Annotated in this window: 15 protein-coding genes; 9 read left to right on the plus strand and 6 right to left on the minus strand. The window is 69.0% G+C overall.

Going from position 1 to position 16756, the window contains the following annotated elements:
* Positions 1-91 precede the first annotated feature (91 nt).
* Both AC1RS9_RS05400 and AC1RS9_RS05405 read right to left on the minus strand, forming a co-directional pair.
* Positions 92-1282 carry an MFS transporter gene (locus AC1RS9_RS05400; RefSeq protein ID WP_492920726.1) on the minus strand — a complete coding sequence of 397 codons (1191 nt, stop codon included), beginning with the start codon at positions 1280-1282 and terminating at the stop codon, positions 92-94.
* Entirely contained in the window at positions 1282-1695 is a 414-nt protein-coding gene (locus AC1RS9_RS05405; RefSeq protein ID WP_492920728.1) for a DUF3592 domain-containing protein, read from the minus strand. Before AC1RS9_RS05405 ends, AC1RS9_RS05400 begins: the two co-directional genes overlap by 1 nt.
* Positions 1696-2080: 385 nt before the next feature.
* On the opposite strand from AC1RS9_RS05405, the gene AC1RS9_RS05410 reads away from it, so the two are divergent.
* Positions 2081-2344, plus strand: a complete 264-nt coding sequence (locus AC1RS9_RS05410) for a hypothetical protein (protein WP_074040470.1) — start codon at positions 2081-2083, stop codon at positions 2342-2344.
* Positions 2345-2942: 598 nt separating this feature from the next.
* On the opposite strand, the gene AC1RS9_RS05415 is transcribed toward AC1RS9_RS05410, so the two are convergent.
* Positions 2943-3170, minus strand: a complete 228-nt coding sequence (locus AC1RS9_RS05415; protein ID WP_492920789.1) for a VOC family protein — start codon at positions 3168-3170, stop codon at positions 2943-2945.
* Positions 3171-3374: 204 nt separating this feature from the next.
* Here AC1RS9_RS05415 and AC1RS9_RS05420 point away from each other — a divergent pair, with 204 nt between their 5' ends.
* The 3 genes from AC1RS9_RS05420 (at position 3375) to AC1RS9_RS05430 (ending at position 7896) form a co-directional block, all read left to right on the plus strand.
* Positions 3375-6074, plus strand: a complete 2700-nt coding sequence (locus AC1RS9_RS05420; RefSeq protein ID WP_492920731.1) for an excinuclease ABC subunit UvrA — start codon at positions 3375-3377, stop codon at positions 6072-6074.
* A gap of 155 nt (positions 6075-6229) precedes the next feature.
* Positions 6230-6799, plus strand: a complete 570-nt coding sequence (locus AC1RS9_RS05425) for an HdeD family acid-resistance protein (RefSeq protein ID WP_115296841.1) — start codon at positions 6230-6232, stop codon at positions 6797-6799.
* A 245-nt stretch (positions 6800-7044) separates the two neighbouring features.
* Entirely contained in the window at positions 7045-7896 is an 852-nt protein-coding gene (locus tag AC1RS9_RS05430) for a PIG-L deacetylase family protein (RefSeq protein ID WP_115296842.1), read from the plus strand.
* 84 nt (positions 7897-7980) lie between these two features.
* Here the strand turns inward: AC1RS9_RS05430 and AC1RS9_RS05435 are convergent, their stop codons facing one another.
* The gene (locus AC1RS9_RS05435; RefSeq protein ID WP_492920733.1) at positions 7981-8523 is read right to left on the minus strand and encodes a GNAT family N-acetyltransferase; all 543 of its coding nucleotides are present in this window, start codon (positions 8521-8523) and stop codon (positions 7981-7983) included.
* A 410-nt stretch (positions 8524-8933) separates the two neighbouring features.
* Between AC1RS9_RS05435 and AC1RS9_RS05440 the strand changes: the two genes are divergently transcribed.
* The 4 genes from AC1RS9_RS05440 to AC1RS9_RS05455 are packed head-to-tail and all read left to right on the plus strand — an operon-like array spanning position 8934 to position 12597.
* A complete protein-coding gene (locus tag AC1RS9_RS05440; RefSeq protein WP_038569784.1) occupies positions 8934-9575 on the plus strand; it encodes an ABC transporter permease in 642 nt (213 codons plus the stop codon).
* On the plus strand, positions 9568-10872 hold the full coding sequence (locus tag AC1RS9_RS05445) for an ABC transporter ATP-binding protein (RefSeq protein WP_006945041.1): 1305 nt from the start codon (positions 9568-9570) through the stop codon (positions 10870-10872). The genes AC1RS9_RS05440 and AC1RS9_RS05445 overlap by 8 nt, the downstream gene beginning before the upstream one ends.
* On the plus strand, positions 10869-11609 hold the full coding sequence (locus AC1RS9_RS05450; protein ID WP_492920735.1) for an ABC transporter permease: 741 nt from the start codon (positions 10869-10871) through the stop codon (positions 11607-11609). Before AC1RS9_RS05445 ends, AC1RS9_RS05450 begins: the two co-directional genes overlap by 4 nt.
* 4 nt (positions 11610-11613) lie before the next feature.
* Positions 11614-12597: a glycine betaine ABC transporter substrate-binding protein gene (locus tag AC1RS9_RS05455; protein ID WP_038569779.1), complete on the plus strand. Its 984-nt coding sequence runs from the start codon at positions 11614-11616 to the stop codon at positions 12595-12597.
* A gap of 152 nt (positions 12598-12749) precedes the next feature.
* Here the strand turns inward: AC1RS9_RS05455 and AC1RS9_RS05460 are convergent, their stop codons facing one another.
* Positions 12750-14435, minus strand: a complete 1686-nt coding sequence (locus AC1RS9_RS05460) for a VWA domain-containing protein (protein ID WP_492920737.1) — start codon at positions 14433-14435, stop codon at positions 12750-12752.
* A complete protein-coding gene (locus AC1RS9_RS05465; RefSeq protein WP_006945167.1) occupies positions 14428-15432 on the minus strand; it encodes an AAA family ATPase in 1005 nt (334 codons plus the stop codon). Before AC1RS9_RS05465 ends, AC1RS9_RS05460 begins: the two co-directional genes overlap by 8 nt.
* A 216-nt stretch (positions 15433-15648) precedes the next feature.
* Between AC1RS9_RS05465 and AC1RS9_RS05470 the strand changes: the two genes are divergently transcribed.
* Positions 15649-16710: a hypothetical protein gene (locus tag AC1RS9_RS05470; RefSeq protein WP_131941831.1), complete on the plus strand. Its 1062-nt coding sequence runs from the start codon at positions 15649-15651 to the stop codon at positions 16708-16710.
* The last annotated feature ends 46 nt before the right edge of the window (positions 16711-16756 follow it).

Here is a 16756-nt window from a genome sequence, read left to right on the forward strand (position 1 = left end):
TTCGGCCTCCGAACGGTGGGCGCCCGAGGGGGCCATTGGTCCTGACCTCCTGCGCGGCCGTGCATGGCAAAGCTCTTTGCCCGAAAACGCGTCAGGGACGACTCGATTCCGGGCGATGTTGTTGCGCGAGGGCTGATGCGGCGAGCGCCGTCACGATGGCGGCGAACAGCGGCAGCGTCGTCGCGTCGACGTGCGTGATGAGCGCGCTGCCGACGAGCGCGCCGAGGCTGATGCCGACCTGGAACGCGACGACGTAGATCGGCGTCGACGCGTCCGTGAAACCCGGCGTCATCGACAGCGCACGCGTCTGGAACGCGACCGGCAGCACACCGAACGCACCACCCCAGGCAGCTGCGGCGAAGGCGGCGACCGCGGCGGCAGGCGAGAACGTCAGCGCGAGCAGCGCGACGACCATGCAGCCGAGGGCGAGCATCGTGACGCGCGTCGGATGCGCGTCGAGGTGTCGGCTCGCGTACGCCGTGGTCAGCGCGCCGGCAACGCCGTAGACGAACAGTTCGACGGCGAACGCGGTGCCCGAGATGCCCTTCGCCGCCAGGATCGGCGCGATGAACGCCCACGCCGCGTTGTGCGCCGTCACGACGACCGCGACGACGGCGCACAATGTGAAGAACGGCCCCGCCATGGCGCGCGGCAGGCGCAGCGAGAACTCGCCGGGCGCCTCCGGTTCGAGGGGCGGCAGCTTCAGCTGGCTCGCGATCGCGACGCCGAGCGCGATGGCCGCGATGATGCCGCTCGCGACGCGCCACCCCAGATGGTCGCTGACGGCGGCGACGAACGGCGGCCCCGCGACGACGCCGACACTCGCGCCGAGAAAGGCGCTCGCGACTGATTTTGCCTCGGCGCCCCGGCGCGCGAGACTCACCGCGGCCATGGGCACGACCGCGAAGATCGCGCCATGCGCGGCGGCGCCGATGAAGCGCGCGATCGTCACGACGAGCAGGTTCGGCGCGAGCGCCGCCATCGCCATCGAGACGAACAGGGCGAGCAGGCACGCGACGATGACGCGGCGGCGCGGCAGGCGTCGCGTCAGCATGACGAGCGGGATGGCGGCGACGCCGACACCGACCGCGTACCAGGTCACGAGGCGTCCGACGGCGGCGTCGCTCTCGCCGAGGTCGCGCGTCATGTCGGGCATCGCGCCGACGGGGTACATCTCGGCGGTGAGGAAGACGAACAGACCTGCGGCGAGCAGGAACAGGCGCGTCGCGCGTAGCTGGTCGTCCGCTGGCGAGGTGGCCGGGGGCGCCTGCGTGCCCGTCATCAGGTGAGGACGGTGATGATGGCGAACGCGCCGAACACGGCGAAGAAGAGGCTGATCGCGGCGAAGCACCCCAACGTCGCGAGGGTGCCGCCCGACGCCTTCGGCACGGCGTGCGCCGGGTCGTGCGGGTCGACGAGCAGCGGCAGCGTCTGGCCGTCGCGGCCGTTCGTGCTCATGCCACCCGTCGGGGTCTCGAGGAGCTGACGGCTGCCGTCGGGCGCGGTGTAGCGGATGCGTGCGAGCGAGTTCTCGCGCCCGTCCTTGCCGGTGCCGAGACGCACATGACCGTCGACGACGGGCCAGCTGCGACGACGAATCGCCCCTGCGATGCCCTTGCCCAGCGCCGCGACGAGAGCGAGCCCGAACACGAGCATGACGACGCCGGCGGCGATGGTGGCAAATTCGCTCTTCACGAGGGCGAGCCTACGTGGTTCATGACGGTCGAGGGCTGCCGGCTGTCTCGGGAGGCCTTCGTGGGGTCGAGCGCTGAGGCGGCGGGGCCGATCGCCCTGCTTCCCCGGAGCAGGGCTGAGCGTTGGACGGTCCATGAGGCCGGGCGACTGGCCCGCGTGCGCCCGGTGACGCTGCGCCTCTGCTCTGCCGCCATGGGCCTGCGCTCTCCGTTCTGCCTGATTCGCCCTCCGAGTCGCGGGGACGCCTATCTCCTGCCCGATGATCGTGGTCGAATCGTGCGCGCGTCGTAGGCCATGGCTGAGTCGCGGGCGGTCTGCGACGCCCGTAGGTACGCCACAAGAGCGTCACAGAAAGCCCATAGACACCGGGCGTTGAGTGAACGTCATGAACACCACGAAGCACACCAGCCAACAGTCCACCTCGATCTTCGGCTCCCTCAAGTCGCTCGGACGCGGCATCGCCGTCAGCTCCGCCGTCGCCGTCATGGGCATCGGCACACTGAGCGCCGCCGACGCCTCCGCCGCGGGCGTCGCGACGGGCGTCCGGCACGCGAGCACCGTGACGTCGACGACGAACGCCGCGACGAGTCTCGAACTCGACCGCCGCGCCGCCTACGTCATCCGCAACGGCAAGATCGTCGCCTCCTGACGGGGCCCGACCCCGCCGACCCCACAGACCTCCTGCACCGGTGAGTCACGCAGATCGTGACGCCGAGGTGAGCGCCCCACACGCCGCGCGACGTTCGTGGTGTTCGGCGCGCACCGGGGCGCCACCACGCCGGATCGCAGGAACCTCGTGACCGATCGACGTCCATCTCCTCGTCGTCGGCGCGAATCGCGAGCGGATGGACGACCGCTCGCCCACGACACCGGCTAGGGCCACCTCCCCCTCCCCACGGCCCTGGCCGGTGTCTCACCGCTCACATTTCGCAGAAATTTCGCCCCCAAGACTGTCGCGAGGTTAAGTCCTGGGTAACAATGGGTGAAGCCCCCGGCAACCTGATGACCCCAGAGCACCAGGCGGTCGGGGGATCCAAGTCTCTCGAGCGAAGGCCCTCACCGCGGTGAGGGCCTTCGTCGTGCCTGCCCCGCTCAGCCGGCGCCGCCATTTCGAGGTCGGCGACGACCAGTTTCGTCATCGAGAACATCGCTTGTGAGACGCGTGTGACGACGGCGGGGTCGGGCGACTGCATCAACTCGGTGAAACGGCGCGGAATGATCTGCCAACTGACGCCGAACGAATCCTTTCACCAGCCGCACGGGCTCTCGGAGCCACCGTTTGCCGCCAGGCCGTTCCAGTAGTGATCAACCTCGTCCTGTCCGGCGCAGGAAACCTGGAAGCTGAGGCCTCCGTCTGTGGAAAGACCGGGCCGCCGTTGAGCAGGGTGAACGGATGGACGTCGAGCTCGACCTGCTCGAGCATCACCCGCCCGGCGCGAGAGGCGTTGGGCCCAGGGTTTTCGGGTCGTCGGGATGGCGGACGGTGTCGACGCGCCGCGAGTTCGGGAACAAGGAGAGCTAGAGCTCGGCGGCCGGTTCCGCCGTGTCGTCGAGCCAGATGCAGGGTGTGATGTCGGTCAAGCTCGCAGTCTGGCACCGACCTCCGACAACCGGGTGTCGGCGTCTCGAGATTCCGCGGAACTCCGGGGTTGTCGCCGCCGGCGGGTAACGTCGCAGGCGTGAATGAGGAGCAGGCATCAACACTCGACCAGGCGGAGCCGAGCGCGTGGCGTGACGGCGTCGTCGTCCGCGGCGCGCGGCAGAACAACCTCAAGGACGTGGCGCTCGACCTGCCGCGCGATTCGATCGTCGTGTTCACCGGTGTGTCCGGTTCGGGCAAGTCGTCGCTGGCGTTCGGCACGTTGTTCGCCGAGTCGCAGCGGCGCTACCTCGAATCCGTCGCGCCGTACGCGCGGCGCCTCATCGATCAGGCGGGCGTGCCGGACGTCGACGTCGTCGAAGGCCTGCCGCCGGCCGTCGCACTGCAGCAACAGCGCGGTGGGGGCGGCGCGCGCTCCGATGTCGCGACGGTGACGACATTGTCGAGCCTTGTGCGCATGCTCTACTCGCGCGCCGGGTGGTATCCGCCGGGGCAGGCGATGCTCTACGCCGAGGATTTCTCGTCGAACACCGTCCAAGGGGCCTGCCCGACGTGCCACGGCATCGGCCGTGTCTACGAGGTCACCGAGAAGAGCATGGTGCCGGATCCGTCGCTGACGATCCGCGAGCGCGCCGTCGCGTCCTGGCCCGTCGCGTGGGCGGGGCAGAACCAGCGCGACATCCTCGTCGCGCTCGGCTACGACGTCGACACGCCCTGGAAGGACCTACCGAAGAAGGATCGCGACTGGATCCTGTTCACCGAGGAGCGCCCCAGCGTCGGCGTGTACGCGGGCCTGACGCCGAAGCAGACGAGGCGTGCGCAGAAGCAGGGCATGGAGCCGAGCTATCAGGGCACCTTCATCGGAGCGCGACGCTACGTGCTCGACACCTTCGCCAACGCCAAGAGCGCCACGACGAAGAAGCGCGCCTCGCGCTACCTGACGAGCGAGCTGTGCGGCACCTGCCACGGCGCCAAGATCAAGCCCGAAGCGCTGTCCGTGACGTTCGAGGGGCTCGACATCGCCGCCTTCTCGCACCTGCCGCTCGAGCGCCTCGCCGAGATCGCGCGCGCCGTCACCGCTGACGACTGGAGCCCGGCCGAGGCCGCGCACCAGGACGATCACGTGCACGACGCCGAAGCTCGGGAAGCGTCGACGCAGGCTCGCGTGGCAGGTGGCGGAGCATCGCACGATGCCGCGCCCGACGTGCGGCGCACGCCAAATCTTTCGGTCGAGAAGCGCGCGGCAGCGCAACGTCTCGCAGCCGACCTCGTCACGCGCCTGCAACCGATGATCGACCTCGGCCTGGGCTACCTCTCGCTCGATCGCACGACGCCGACGCTCTCCGGCGGCGAACGTCAGCGCCTGCGCCTCGCAACGCAGCTGTCGTCGAAGCTGTTCGGTGTCGTCTACGTGCTGGACGAGCCGTCTGCCGGGCTGCACCCGCGCGACCTCGACGCGCTCATCGGCATCCTGCACGGGCTGAAGGAGCGCGGCAACAGCGTGTTCGTCGTCGAGCACTCGCTCACCGTCATCCACGAAGCCGACTGGCTCGTCGACATCGGCCCCGGAGCCGGGGAGCAGGGCGGCCGAGTGCTCTACAGCGGCACGCCGTCCGGGCTCGCTGACGTCGCCGAGTCCGAGACCCGCCGCTACCTGTTTCCCCGCGACGACGACGCCCCCGGCGCCTCTTCGCGGCGCTCGCCCCGCGAGCCGCAAGGCTGGCTGGCGTTCGCGGACGTGACGCGCAACAACCTGCAGGGCCTCGACGTCAGCTTCCCCGTCGGATGCCTGAGCGCTGTCACGGGTATCTCCGGCTCGGGCAAGTCGAGCCTCGTCAGCCAGGCGGTGCCTGCGCTGCTGCGCGAGCACCTCGGCAGCGGCGGCGCTCCCGAACCCGAGCTGACGGGTGACCCCGAGACCGATCTGCTGCTCGGCGACGACGTCGATGACATTCGCGGACGCGTCACCGAGGCGCCCCCGGGCGTGCGCCGCGTCGTCGTCATCGACCAGAAACCGATCGGACGCACGCCGCGCTCGAACGTGGCCACCTACACGGGCCTGTTCGACCACGTCCGCAAGCTCTACGCGGCGACCGACGAGGCGAAGCGCCGCGGCTACACGGCGGGTCGATTCTCGTTCAACGTGCCCGGCGGTCGTTGCCCGACGTGCGAGGGGGAGGGCAGCGTCATGGTCGAGCTGCTGTTCCTGCCGAGCATCTACACGCCGTGCCCCGACTGCCACGGCACGCGGTACGAGGCGAGCACGCTCGAGGTGACGTGGCACGAACGCTCCGTCGCCGACGTGCTCGCGATGAGCGTCGACGAGGCGCACGCGTTCTTCGACGGTGAAGACTCGATCCATCACAGCCTCGCGGTGCTGCGCGACGTCGGCCTCGGCTACCTGCGGCTGGGGCAGCCCGCCACCGAGCTGTCCGGTGGTGAGGCGCAGCGCGTCAAGCTAGCCTCCGAACTGCAGCGCGCCTCGCGCGGAGACACGCTCTACGTCCTCGACGAGCCGACGGCCGGCCTGCACCCGGCTGACAGCGACCGCCTCATGCGCCACCTGCAGGGCCTCACCGACGCGGGCAACACCGTCGTCATGGCCGAGCTCGACATGCGCATGGTCGCGCAGGCCGACCACGTCATCGATATGGGGCCGGGCGCGGGCAAGGACGGCGGCCGCGTCGTCGTCGCGGGGTCGCCGGCCGACGTCGCGGCAGACGACAACAGCGCGACGGCGCCCTACTTGCGTGAGGTGATCGAGAAAGTCCTGCAGTGACAGCTCGGCCGCGAGCTATGGCCTGGGCCGGGTGAGTCTGTAGGGCATGTCCTGCTTCCAGGGTTCGCCCATGAGCTTGTGGGACAATCGGGATGTGGGGCGGGAGGCACACACCGAGCGCTTTCTCGTGACCCACCCGTCGCGAAGGAGTTACTATGAGCCTCGAAGGCACCATCGTCGAGACACCGCTGCATCGTCTCGCCTCGCACGCGTGGAAGGCGATCGCTGGCGTCGGCGCTGTGAGCATCATCGTCGGTCTGATCGCCCTGATCTGGCCGGGGCCGACCACCGTCGTCATCGGTGTACTGTTCGGCGTCTTCCTGCTGCTGAGCGGCCTCATGGGGCTGTTCGTCGGGTTGGCGGTGCCGATGCCGGGGTTCGTGCGCGCTGCATCCTTGCTCGTGTCCGCGTTGTCGGTCGTGCTCGGTCTGCTCTGCTTCCGCAGCGAGACGCACTCCGTCACTCTGCTCGGGCTGTGGATCGGCATCGGCTGGATCATGAACTCGATGACGATGCTCGCCCGCGGCCTTTCGACGAAGGGCCAGGGCCGCGGGTGGGTCATCGTCTCCAGCGTCATCGGCATTCTCGCGGGCATCGTGCTCGTCGCCTCGCCCATCTCGTCCATGGCGACCCTCGTCTGGATCGCGGGTGTGTTCCTGCTCGTCACCGGCATCGTCGAGATCATCCGCGCGATGCAGCTGCGTCGCCGCGCACGCTCCCTCTGACGAGCCTCGTCCTCGACGCGAGAGCCCCCCGGCGCACGAGCCGGGGGGCTCCGGCGTGTTCCCGGCGGGTGCGGTGGCTGGTCACGTGACGCAGACGGCCGCCCGGTAGGCACGCCCTCGATCGTCGCAGCGCCGACTCGTGGAGTGCACGCAGGCCGGGATCGCGGGTCGCCGCGGCCACAGATCGTCCTCGCGCGCCGGTCACGATTGCGGTTGATGCCGCCGGATGGCGGAAACTATGGGGCGTGTCGACGATTCTCTTCTTCCACGCCCACCCTGATGACGAAGCGAGCCAGACCTCGGGGGCGATGGCGCGAGCCGTTTCCGAGGGACATCGTGTCGTCGTCGTGTATGCGACCAACGGTGATCACGGGGATGCCCCCGACGACCTCGCGCCCGGCGAGAGCGTCGTCGATCGACGACGCACCGAGGCCGCCGGGTCGGCGCAGGTGCTCGGCACGGCGCGCGTCGCGTGGCTCGACTACGCCGACTCCGGCATGACGGGGTGGGAGCAGAACGCCGGCGAGAAGGCGTTCCACGGCGCCGACCTCACCGAAGCGGGCCAGCGGCTCGCCGACATCCTCGACGAAGAGGCCCCCGACGTCGTCGTCGGTTACGACTGGCATGGCGGGTACGGCCACCCCGACCACGTCAAGGTGCACCCGGTGATGCACCGGGCGCTCGAGCTGACGCGCGAGACGCCGAGGCTTTTCGAATCGACGATGAACCGCGATCGCATGCGCGTCATGTATCGCAAGGCCGTCGAGGCGGGCGTCTACCCCGAGGGGGAGGGGTTCAACCCCGATCAGCCCATGGACGACGGCAACCCGCTCGGCCTGCCCGAGCGCGAGATCTCGTTCTACGTCGACGTCACGCCCTGGCTCGAGAACAAGCGCGCGGCGCTCGCAGCGCACGCCTCGCAGTCGGACGCGCGCGGCATCCTCGAGATGCCTGACGAGGTCTTCCCGCTCGCGTTCGGGCGGGAGCACTACGTTGACGTCGCGGCGATGGAGGCGTCAGGCATCCCGTCGCTCGACGGCCACGCCCACGGCGCGCGCCCCGACGGCGAGCCGCTGCCGGAGGGCTGGTTCTTCTGAGCCCCCGCTCCCTGCATCGCAGAAGTAACCAAGAATCGCGGATGGGACGGGCGCGGCCGCTGGGGGCCGGAGGATTCCAGCGGGTCATAGAGGGAGCAGGTACTCGGCCTCGTCGGCCGGGCACTCGGCTGTCGGGTTCTCGACGAGCCGGAACCCGCGACGCCGGTACGCCGCAGCCGCGCGCTCGTTGGCGCGGTAGGCGTGCAGCCCGATGGCGCGCAGCCCTTGCTCGCGCGCATCGCTGATGACGGCGTCGACGAGCGCGTCGAACACGCCGGTGCCGCGGCGCGCCGGCTCCACCCACATCTGCACGAGGAACGCGATCTCGAGTGCCCCGTACCCCAGTGCGCCGACGACGGCTGGGTCGTCGAAGTAGATCTGGCCCGGTCGTAGGCCGATCAGCCCGTCGGCGCGCGGCGCGACCTGACTCGACGCCTCCGGCTCACCCGCGTCCGGCACCCACAGGTACGTGCCGGGGCTCATCGCGCGCTGGGCCCAGACCTGCTCGCTGAACTCTCTCTCACGGGCGAACGTCGACCCGAAAGCCTCTGGGTTCGTCGACAACGCCCGCAGCCGCACGTCGCGGTAGGTCTGCCACGGAAGGTCACCGGCGGGGAGAACAGTCATGGCGCCCAGTCTCGTGACACGGCGTGGACCCGTCAACGCGAAGCCGCCAGCGCCGGAACGGGTCGAAGAGGCAGCGATCGGTCAGCGCCGAGGCACAGCCGTGTCGCCGCCCGATCGCGCCGGCGACACGGTGATTCGCCGTATTCAGCGCATCGTGAGCCATTCGTTACCTGCGCGCCGCATTCGCCGTCAGCACACGGGACGGCGACGCGTCGAGGCGGCGTCAAGAGGCGCGGTCCAACCCTGACAACGCCGTCGAACGGCTCGTGTTTCCGAGGTAACCCATAGGCTGAAGCGAACTGCAGCCCGCGTGATCCGGGCGATCCAGCCCGCCTGGGCGTGGCTTCTCCAGCCCATGACGGCGGCCGAGGACGCCCTGCGTCACCGTCAAGGAAGGGAGGGTGAGGCCTGTGTGGGATTTCATCGCCGACCGGTGGGAGGACATCGCCTACCGCAGCTACCAGCACACGTCGCTCGTCGTGCAATCCGTGCTGCTCGCGACGATCATCGCGCTCGTCCTGGCCGTCATCGTCATCCGCAACAAGAAGCTCGAGAGCTTCGCGAACATCTTCTCGGCGATCGGCCTGACGTTGCCGTCGTTCGCGCTGCTCGGCATCCTGCTGCCGCTCGTCGGCATCGGTGCGGTGCCGTCGGTCATCGCCGTCACCTTCTACGCCGTCCTACCGATCCTGCGCAACGCCGTCGTCGGTCTGCAGGCTGTCGACGCAAACCTGCTCGAGTCCGCGCGCGGCATGGGCATGAGCAAGGTGGCGACGCTGCTCAAGGTGCGTCTGCCACTCGCGTGGCCCGTCATCCTCGCGGGGGTGCGCACCTCGACGCAGATGTCGTTCGGCGTCGCGGCCATCGCCGCCTACGCCCTCGGCCCAGGTCTCGGCGGCTACATCTTCACCGGCCTGTCTCAGAACGGTGGCGTCAACGCCATCAACTTCGCCCTCGTCGGCACGATCGGCATCGTCATCCTCGCCCTCGTGCTCGACCTCATTCTCGTCGGCATCGGCCGACTGACGATTCCCAGGGGTATCCGTGCCTGATCTGTTCCGCACCGACCACGACGCTCCCGTCACCGAGACCGTCAACGAGCAGCCCGCCAGCCATGACGTCACGGGCGCCGAGATCGTCTTCGACGACGTCGTCAAGAAGTACCCGGGCCAGGCGAAGGCGGCCGTCGGCGGCCTCAGCCTTACCGTCCCCGCCGGCGAGATGGTCATGTTCGTCGGCCCCTCCGGCTGCGGCAAGACGACGTCGCTCAAGATGATCAACCGGCTCATCAACCCGACGAGTGGTCGCATCACGATCGACGGTGACGACGTCAAGAACCACAAGGTCGACGACCTGCGCCGCAAGATCGGCTACGTCATCCAGGGTGGCTCGCTGTTCCCGCACCTCACCGTCGCCGACAACGTGGGCGTCGTGCCGGGGCTGCTCAAGTGGGACAAGAAGCGCATCGCCGCGCGCACGGACGAACTGCTCGACATGGTCGGTCTCGACCCTGCGCGCTACCGCGACCGCTACCCCCGCGAGCTGTCGGGCGGGCAGCAGCAGCGCGTCGGCGTGGCCCGTGGCCTGGCGGCCGACCCACCCGTCATCCTCATGGACGAGCCGTTCGGCGCCGTCGACCCGATCACCCGGCAGCGGTTGCAGGACGAGATGCTCAGCATCCAGCGCCAGCTGAGCAAGACGATCATCTGCGTCACGCACGACATCGACGAGGCACTGAAGCTGGGCGACCGCATCCTCATCCTCTCCGAGGGCGGGCGGATCGAGCAGTACGACACCCCCGAGAACATCCTCGCGGCGCCGGCCAACGAGTTCGTCGAGGACTTCGTCGGCTCGGGTTCGGCGCTGAAGTCGCTGCAGCTGACACGCCTCGACGAGATCGGCGCGACGCAGCTGGGTACCGTCACCGTCGGAGCCGACGCGTCCGAGGCGCGCGAGGCCGCCCAGCGTGGCGGTTCCCCCAACGTCGTCGTGCTCGACGAACGCGGACGCCCGGTCGACTTCATCAACGTCGAGCGGATGCGCGGCACCCGGGTCGAGAACCGTGGGGTCAACCTCATCACCGTCGACTCGCGTGCCACCCTCAACGACGCCCTCGACGCGATGCTCACCTCGAGCCACGGCGCCGTCGTCGTCACCGGCGGGCGCGGCGAGTACCGCGGCGTCGCGTCGTTCCAGCAGGTGATGGAGCACATCCGTCAGGTGCAGGAGCAGGCGGCCGCACTCAGCGAACGCGTCGACGGAGAGGCTGACGCGAGCTCGACGGTCGTCGCCAACACCTCCTCGACCACGGACTTCGACGCTCAGGCCGACGAGGGGGAGCAGCGATGAGGAAGCGCCTGGGGCGTGAGCGGTTCGGCATGATCGTCGGCCTGCCCATCCTCATCCTGCTCGTCGGCGGTGGCTGGGTGATCTGGCGCCTCAACGCCGACCTCGACGACATCGAGGCCCGCCAGCTCGAGTGGAGCCTGCTCGGCACCCTGTTCTGGCAACACCTCAAGGTGACGGCGGCCGCTGCCGTCGTGGTGCTCGTCACCGCCATCCCGCTGGGAGTGCTGCTGACGCGTCCGAGATTCCGGCGATTCTCCGGCCCCGTCATCGCCATCGCGAACGCGGGACAGGCGACGCCCGTCATCGGCCTCATCGTGCTGCTCGCGATGTGGATCGCGTTCGACTTCTGGACGGCGGTGCTGGCGCTCGCGATCTACGCGTTCCTGCCGGTGCTGCGCAACACCATGGTGGGGTTGCAGCAGGTCGACCAGACGCTCGTCGAAGCCGCACGCGGCATGGGCATGAGCCAGATGGCGACGCTCCTGCGCATCGAGATGCCCCTGGCTGCGCCCATCATCATGGCCGGCGTGCGCACCGCGCTCGTGCTCGTCGCGGGCACGGCCTCGTTCGCGGCCTTCATCAACGCCGGTGGCCTGGGCGAGCTCATCACGACCGGCATCAAGCTGTTCCGCTACCCCGTGCTCGTCAGCGGCGGCATCCTCATCGCGCTGCTCGCCCTCGCGTTCGAATGGGCCGGGCGCCTGCTCGAAGCCCTGCTCACGCCGAAGGGAATGTGATCGGATGACACGCCAGCGAATGAGGCGAGCGACGGGCGCCGTCGTCGCCGTCACGACGGCCGTGACGCTGAGTTCCTGCGGCCTCGGCACCTCGGGCGGGCTGACGACGAGTGCCAAGCTCGCGGGCCCCCTGGCCTCGGTGAAGAAGCTCGACGGGCTCGACATCGCGGTCGGTTCCAAGGACTTCACCGAGCAGCAGATCCTCGGCAAGATCGCCGTCATCATGCTGCAGTCGGGCGGCGCGAAGGTGAAAGACTTCACCGCCATCCCCGGTTCTGCGGCCTCGCGCCAGGCGCAGCTGACGGGGCAGGTGCAGCTCATCATGGAGTACACGGGCACGGCGTGGATCACCTACATGGGCAAGACCGACCCCATCGCTGATTCGCGCAAGCAGTACGAGGCCGTGAAGGCGGAGGACGCCAAGAACGGGTTCACCTGGCTGGAACCTGCGCCCATGAACAACACGTACAGCCTGGGCATGCGTCAGGACTTCGCGAAGAAGTACGGGCTCAAGGATCTGTCGGATCTCAAGAAGGTGCCTGTCGGCGAGCGCACGTTCTGCATCGAGTCGGAGTTCGCGAACCGCAACGACGGCTTCCAACCCATGCTCAAGGCGTACGGGATGACGTACGGCAAGGACGTGCCGACCGGCAACATCCGCAAGATGGACACCGGCGCCATCTACTCGGCGATCGACCAGAAGGTCTGCAACTTGGGTGAGGTCTTCACGACGGACGGGCGGATCAAGAGTCTCCACCTCGACGTCATGAGCGACAGCAAGCACTTCTTCCCCAACTACAACGTCTCGCCCGTGGTCAAGACGACGATCTACGACACGTATCCGCAGATCGCGCAGATCCTCGAACCGGTCGTGAAGAAGCTCGACAACGACACCCTCATCGATCTCAACGCCCGCGTCGACGTCGAGGGCAAAGATCCCGGCAAGGTCGCCGAGGAGTGGTTGAAGAGCGAGGGCTTCATCGAGTAGGTCGTGGCCGAGGGTGCTGATGGTGCGTCGTCAGCTGCCCGACTTCTGTGCAGCTGCCCCAGGAATGTGCTGAACAATCCTGGGGCAGCTGCACATTTCTCGTGCAGGTAATGGCACGTCGTCGGCGTGGCGGCACTCGAGGGGCACGGGTGTCACAAGGCTCGGGCGACGAACTCCCGCAGATCGGTGATGGTGCGTACCTCGTGCATGTCGACGATGGCGGCGTATCGGTGTGCGACGGAATCGCCCTGGCCCCACTGTGATTCGGCTTCCGGGTTGAGCCACATCGCGTGCCTCGCCTGCTGCGCGATGGTGCGCAGCGCGTCGTAGCGCGGGTCGGTGTTGTTCGTGCGCGCGTCGCCGAGGATGAGGACGGTGGCACGCGGCGTCACCGCGTCGAGGTGGTGTTCGACGAAGTCGGCGAACGTCTGGCCGTAGTCGCTGTTGCGGTGCCCGCGCGTCATGCGCCGGTTGCCCTTGAGCGCTTCGACGAGGTCGCCGTCGCGCCCGACCTCCTTGACGACCGCGGTCAGCTCGTCGACGGTGTTGACGAACCCGAAGACGCGCACGCGCGCGAACTGCGCCTGCATCGCCTGCATGAGCAGGATCGTGAACCGGCTGAACCCGGCGACCGAACTCGACATGTCGGCGAGGATGACGAGCTCCGCACGGTTCGGCGCGTGATGCGTGAACACCGGCTCGATCGGTACGCCGCCCGTCGACATCGACGCCCGCAGCGTCCGCCGGATGTCGATGCGCCCATGTGACGCGCGGCGCCGCTTGGCCGTCATCCGCGCTGCGAGCTTGCGGGCGAGAGGGTCGACGACGCGCCGCATCTCCGCGGCATCGACGGCATACGTCTGGCTGAATGCGCGACGCTCGAGCGGCGTCGTGACGGCGTGCTCCGCCAGCCGTTCGACACCACGGATCTCCGCGTTGCGTCGCCGCGTCTCGGTCTCGACACGGCGCCGGAACGCGGCGACGCGCTCGCGGGCGTCGTCACGATCGAGCCGCTGCGTGAAGCGCTCCGGCTGCCACCCTTGATCGGCACCCATCGCCTGACCGCTACCACCACCCCCGCCGCCCGAGCTGCCACCGGCCGTGCCGCCGTCAGAACCGCCGGCTTCTGGGCCCTGCTGCATGAGCTCGGATGCGCGCGCGATGGCGAGGTTCGGCTGGAACTGCTCGATCGCCTGGTTCGCGCTGAACCCGTTCTCACCCTCGCGCCGCAGCACGCCGAACTCCGTGACGACGGTGGCTGCGAGGGCGTTCAACGCCCGCTCGTCCTGAGCGGCGAGAGCCTGCGCGAGGATCTCCTGCAGCGCCCTGGCGCGCTCGCGCAGGGCCGCGGCGTCCGCCGTCAGGGGGTCGAAGTCGTCGAGTGCGTCGAGCGAGTCGGGTTCGGGCTCGCCGTCGGGGTGAGCACCGGATTTGTCTGCGGCGCCGTCCTCTTCGAGGTCCGTCAGGCGGGTGCGCGCGCCCAGGGCGGCGGGAAAGTAGAGGTCGAACAACTCGTCGAACACGCGCCGCTGCTCGCCGCGTCGCATGAACGCCGACGCGAGACCCTCGCGCAGACGCTCGCGATCGTCGAGCCCGAGAGCGGTGACGATGCGCCCCGCGTCGATGACGTCGCTCGTGCCGACGACGACGCCGTGGCGCCGCAACGCGTTCGCCAACGACACGAGTCGACGCTGCAGCACGCCCGCAGACGCGATGCCCGGGCCGGCGGATGACGTCACGGACGCGCGCGGTCCGTAGCCCGCGGTGTCCGAGTGCGCAGCTCGCCGCCCGGCGCCCGGCGCACCCGCGCCGGCGGGGATGACGGCGTCGTCAGGCATCGAGCTTGAGCAGCGTGGAGGCGCGTTCGATGTCGTCCTGGTGCTTGAGCAGCACGCCGAGGTTGGCGCGCAGCACCGTCGCGTCGAGATCGCCCGTGCCGTCGGCTCCGAGGGCGATGAGGGTGCGCGCCCAGTCGACGGTCTCGGCGACGCTCGGTGCCTTGCGCAGTGGCATCTGGCGCAGTCGGTGCACGAGTCGCACGACGGATTCGACGAGCGCCGCGTCGAGACCCGGCACCTTGAGTTCGACGATGCGCTGCTCGAGCGCCGGCGTCGGGTAGTCGATGTGCAGGAACAGGCAGCGTCGACGCAGCGCCTCCGACAGGTCGCGGGCGGCGTTCGACGTCAGCACGACGAACGGTCGCTGCGTCGCACTGATCGTGCCGAGTTCGGGCACCGTCACCTGAAAGTCGCTCAGCACCTCGAGCAGGAGGCCCTCGACCTCGACGTCGGCCTTGTCGAGTTCGTCGATGAGAAGCACCGTCGGCTGCGTGTTGCGGATGGCGCGCAGCAGCGGACGCGTCAGGAGGAAGTCGTCGGTGAAGATGTCGGTGGCAAGCTCGTCCCAGTCGTGGGCGGCGCCGCCCGATGGCGAGCCGGCGGGGCTGGAGGCGTCCGGCTGAGCGTCCGCGGCGCTGTTCGTGGTCGATGTGGACGCGGCCGCGCCCGACGAAGACGCCTGTGCCAGAGCGGTGTTGGCGGTGATGCGCAGGAGCTGCTTGGCGTGGTTCCACTCATAGAGGGCGCGGGCCTCGTCGATGCCCTCATAGCACTGCAGCCTCACGAGGTCGGCGTCTGTGCCCGTCGCGCCGGACAATGCCGCCGCCACCGCCTTCGCCAGCTCGGTCTTGCCGACGCCGGCCGGCCCCTCGACGAGCAGGGGCTTGCCGAGGGCATCGGCGAGGAAGACGGTCGTCGCGATGGCGTCGCTCGCGAGGTAGCCGGCCTCGGCGAGGCGGTCGCGGACGTCGTCCACGGATTCGAAGTGCGCAGTCACCGTGCCATTGTCGCGGATGGCTCAGGCCGCGATCGGCGAAAACGCAGAACGGGTTGACCGGGTAGGCCCTCGGAACGATCCGACGTGACGCCGGCCCCACAGCTCGCGCACACCTCGCAGTCAGGTGTACCATTAAACATAGATAACCTAACTAAACGAAGGGAAGAGATGTCCACCGCGCATCCGCCAACCGCGCAGGCCCCGATGAGGACGGTCTTGTCGCACGTCATCGTTCCGATCCTCATGGGCCTCATCATGTGCGCCGCCTACCTCGGTGGTTTCCACAAGCCGTCGCCCCACCACGTGCCCGTCGCCGTCGTCGGTCAGGCTCAGCAGGCCGGCCCGCTGGCGGCCAAGGTGCAGGACGCGTTCGGCGACGAGGCGGACGTTCGCACGATCGCGACGCCCGAGCAGGCCACGGATCAGCTGAAGCACCTGAAGATCTCCGCGGCCTACGTCCCCGGTGACGGCAAGGCCGAACTGCTCACCGCCGGTGGCGCGTCCGACACGACGAAGTCCGTCGTCGAGAAGATGTTCCGCCCCGTCGCGGAGAAGCAGCACGATGCGCTGACCGTCAAGGACGTCGCGCCCCTCACCGAGGACGACCCCGCCGGCCAGAACGGCTTCTTCTTCCTCGTCGCCCTGACGGTTGCCGCCTACGCCACGTCGATCGCCATCGGCGCGGCGGCTGCGAGCCGCCCGTTCGCCCAGCGCATCGCCCTCGCCGCCGGCGCCGCCGTCGTCATCTCGACGATCGAACTCGCGATCGCGGCGTGGGGTTACGACATGTTCGGTGGGCACGTGCTCGCAACATGGGCGCTGTCACTGCTCTACACGGCCGGCGTGCTGACGGTCGGTGTCGGCCTGCACCCGATCGTCGGACGGTTTGCGACGCTGCTGTACTCGGCGATCTTCGTCGCGCTCAACTTCACCTCGTCCGGCGGCGTGTTCGCGCCCGTCATGCAGCCGAGCTTCTTCGGTTGGCTGCACGACTTCTGGATCGGCTCCGGCTTCGTCGAGGCGCTGCGTCGCATCATCTACTTCCCGGACGCCTCGATCGCCGGTCCGCTCACCATCCTGTTCGGTTGGTTGGTCGTCGGGTTGCTCTGTCTCGCAGCCGGATGCGCGGTCGAACAGCGACGTGTTGCGCGAGCCCGTGAGCTCGAGGAAGCTGCGTCCAGCCCCGTCGGACGCCACGCCGAGCAGGCGCATCAGGACGAGCGCGACGAGCTCGACCCCGAGACCGAGGAGGAACTCGAGGAGAACGTCGCCGTCTGACGTCCTCTCTCTTTGCGCCTAGATGCACCCGGGTGCATCTAGGCGC

The organism is Dermacoccus sp. MPR-E5 (genome assembly GCF_058809565.1).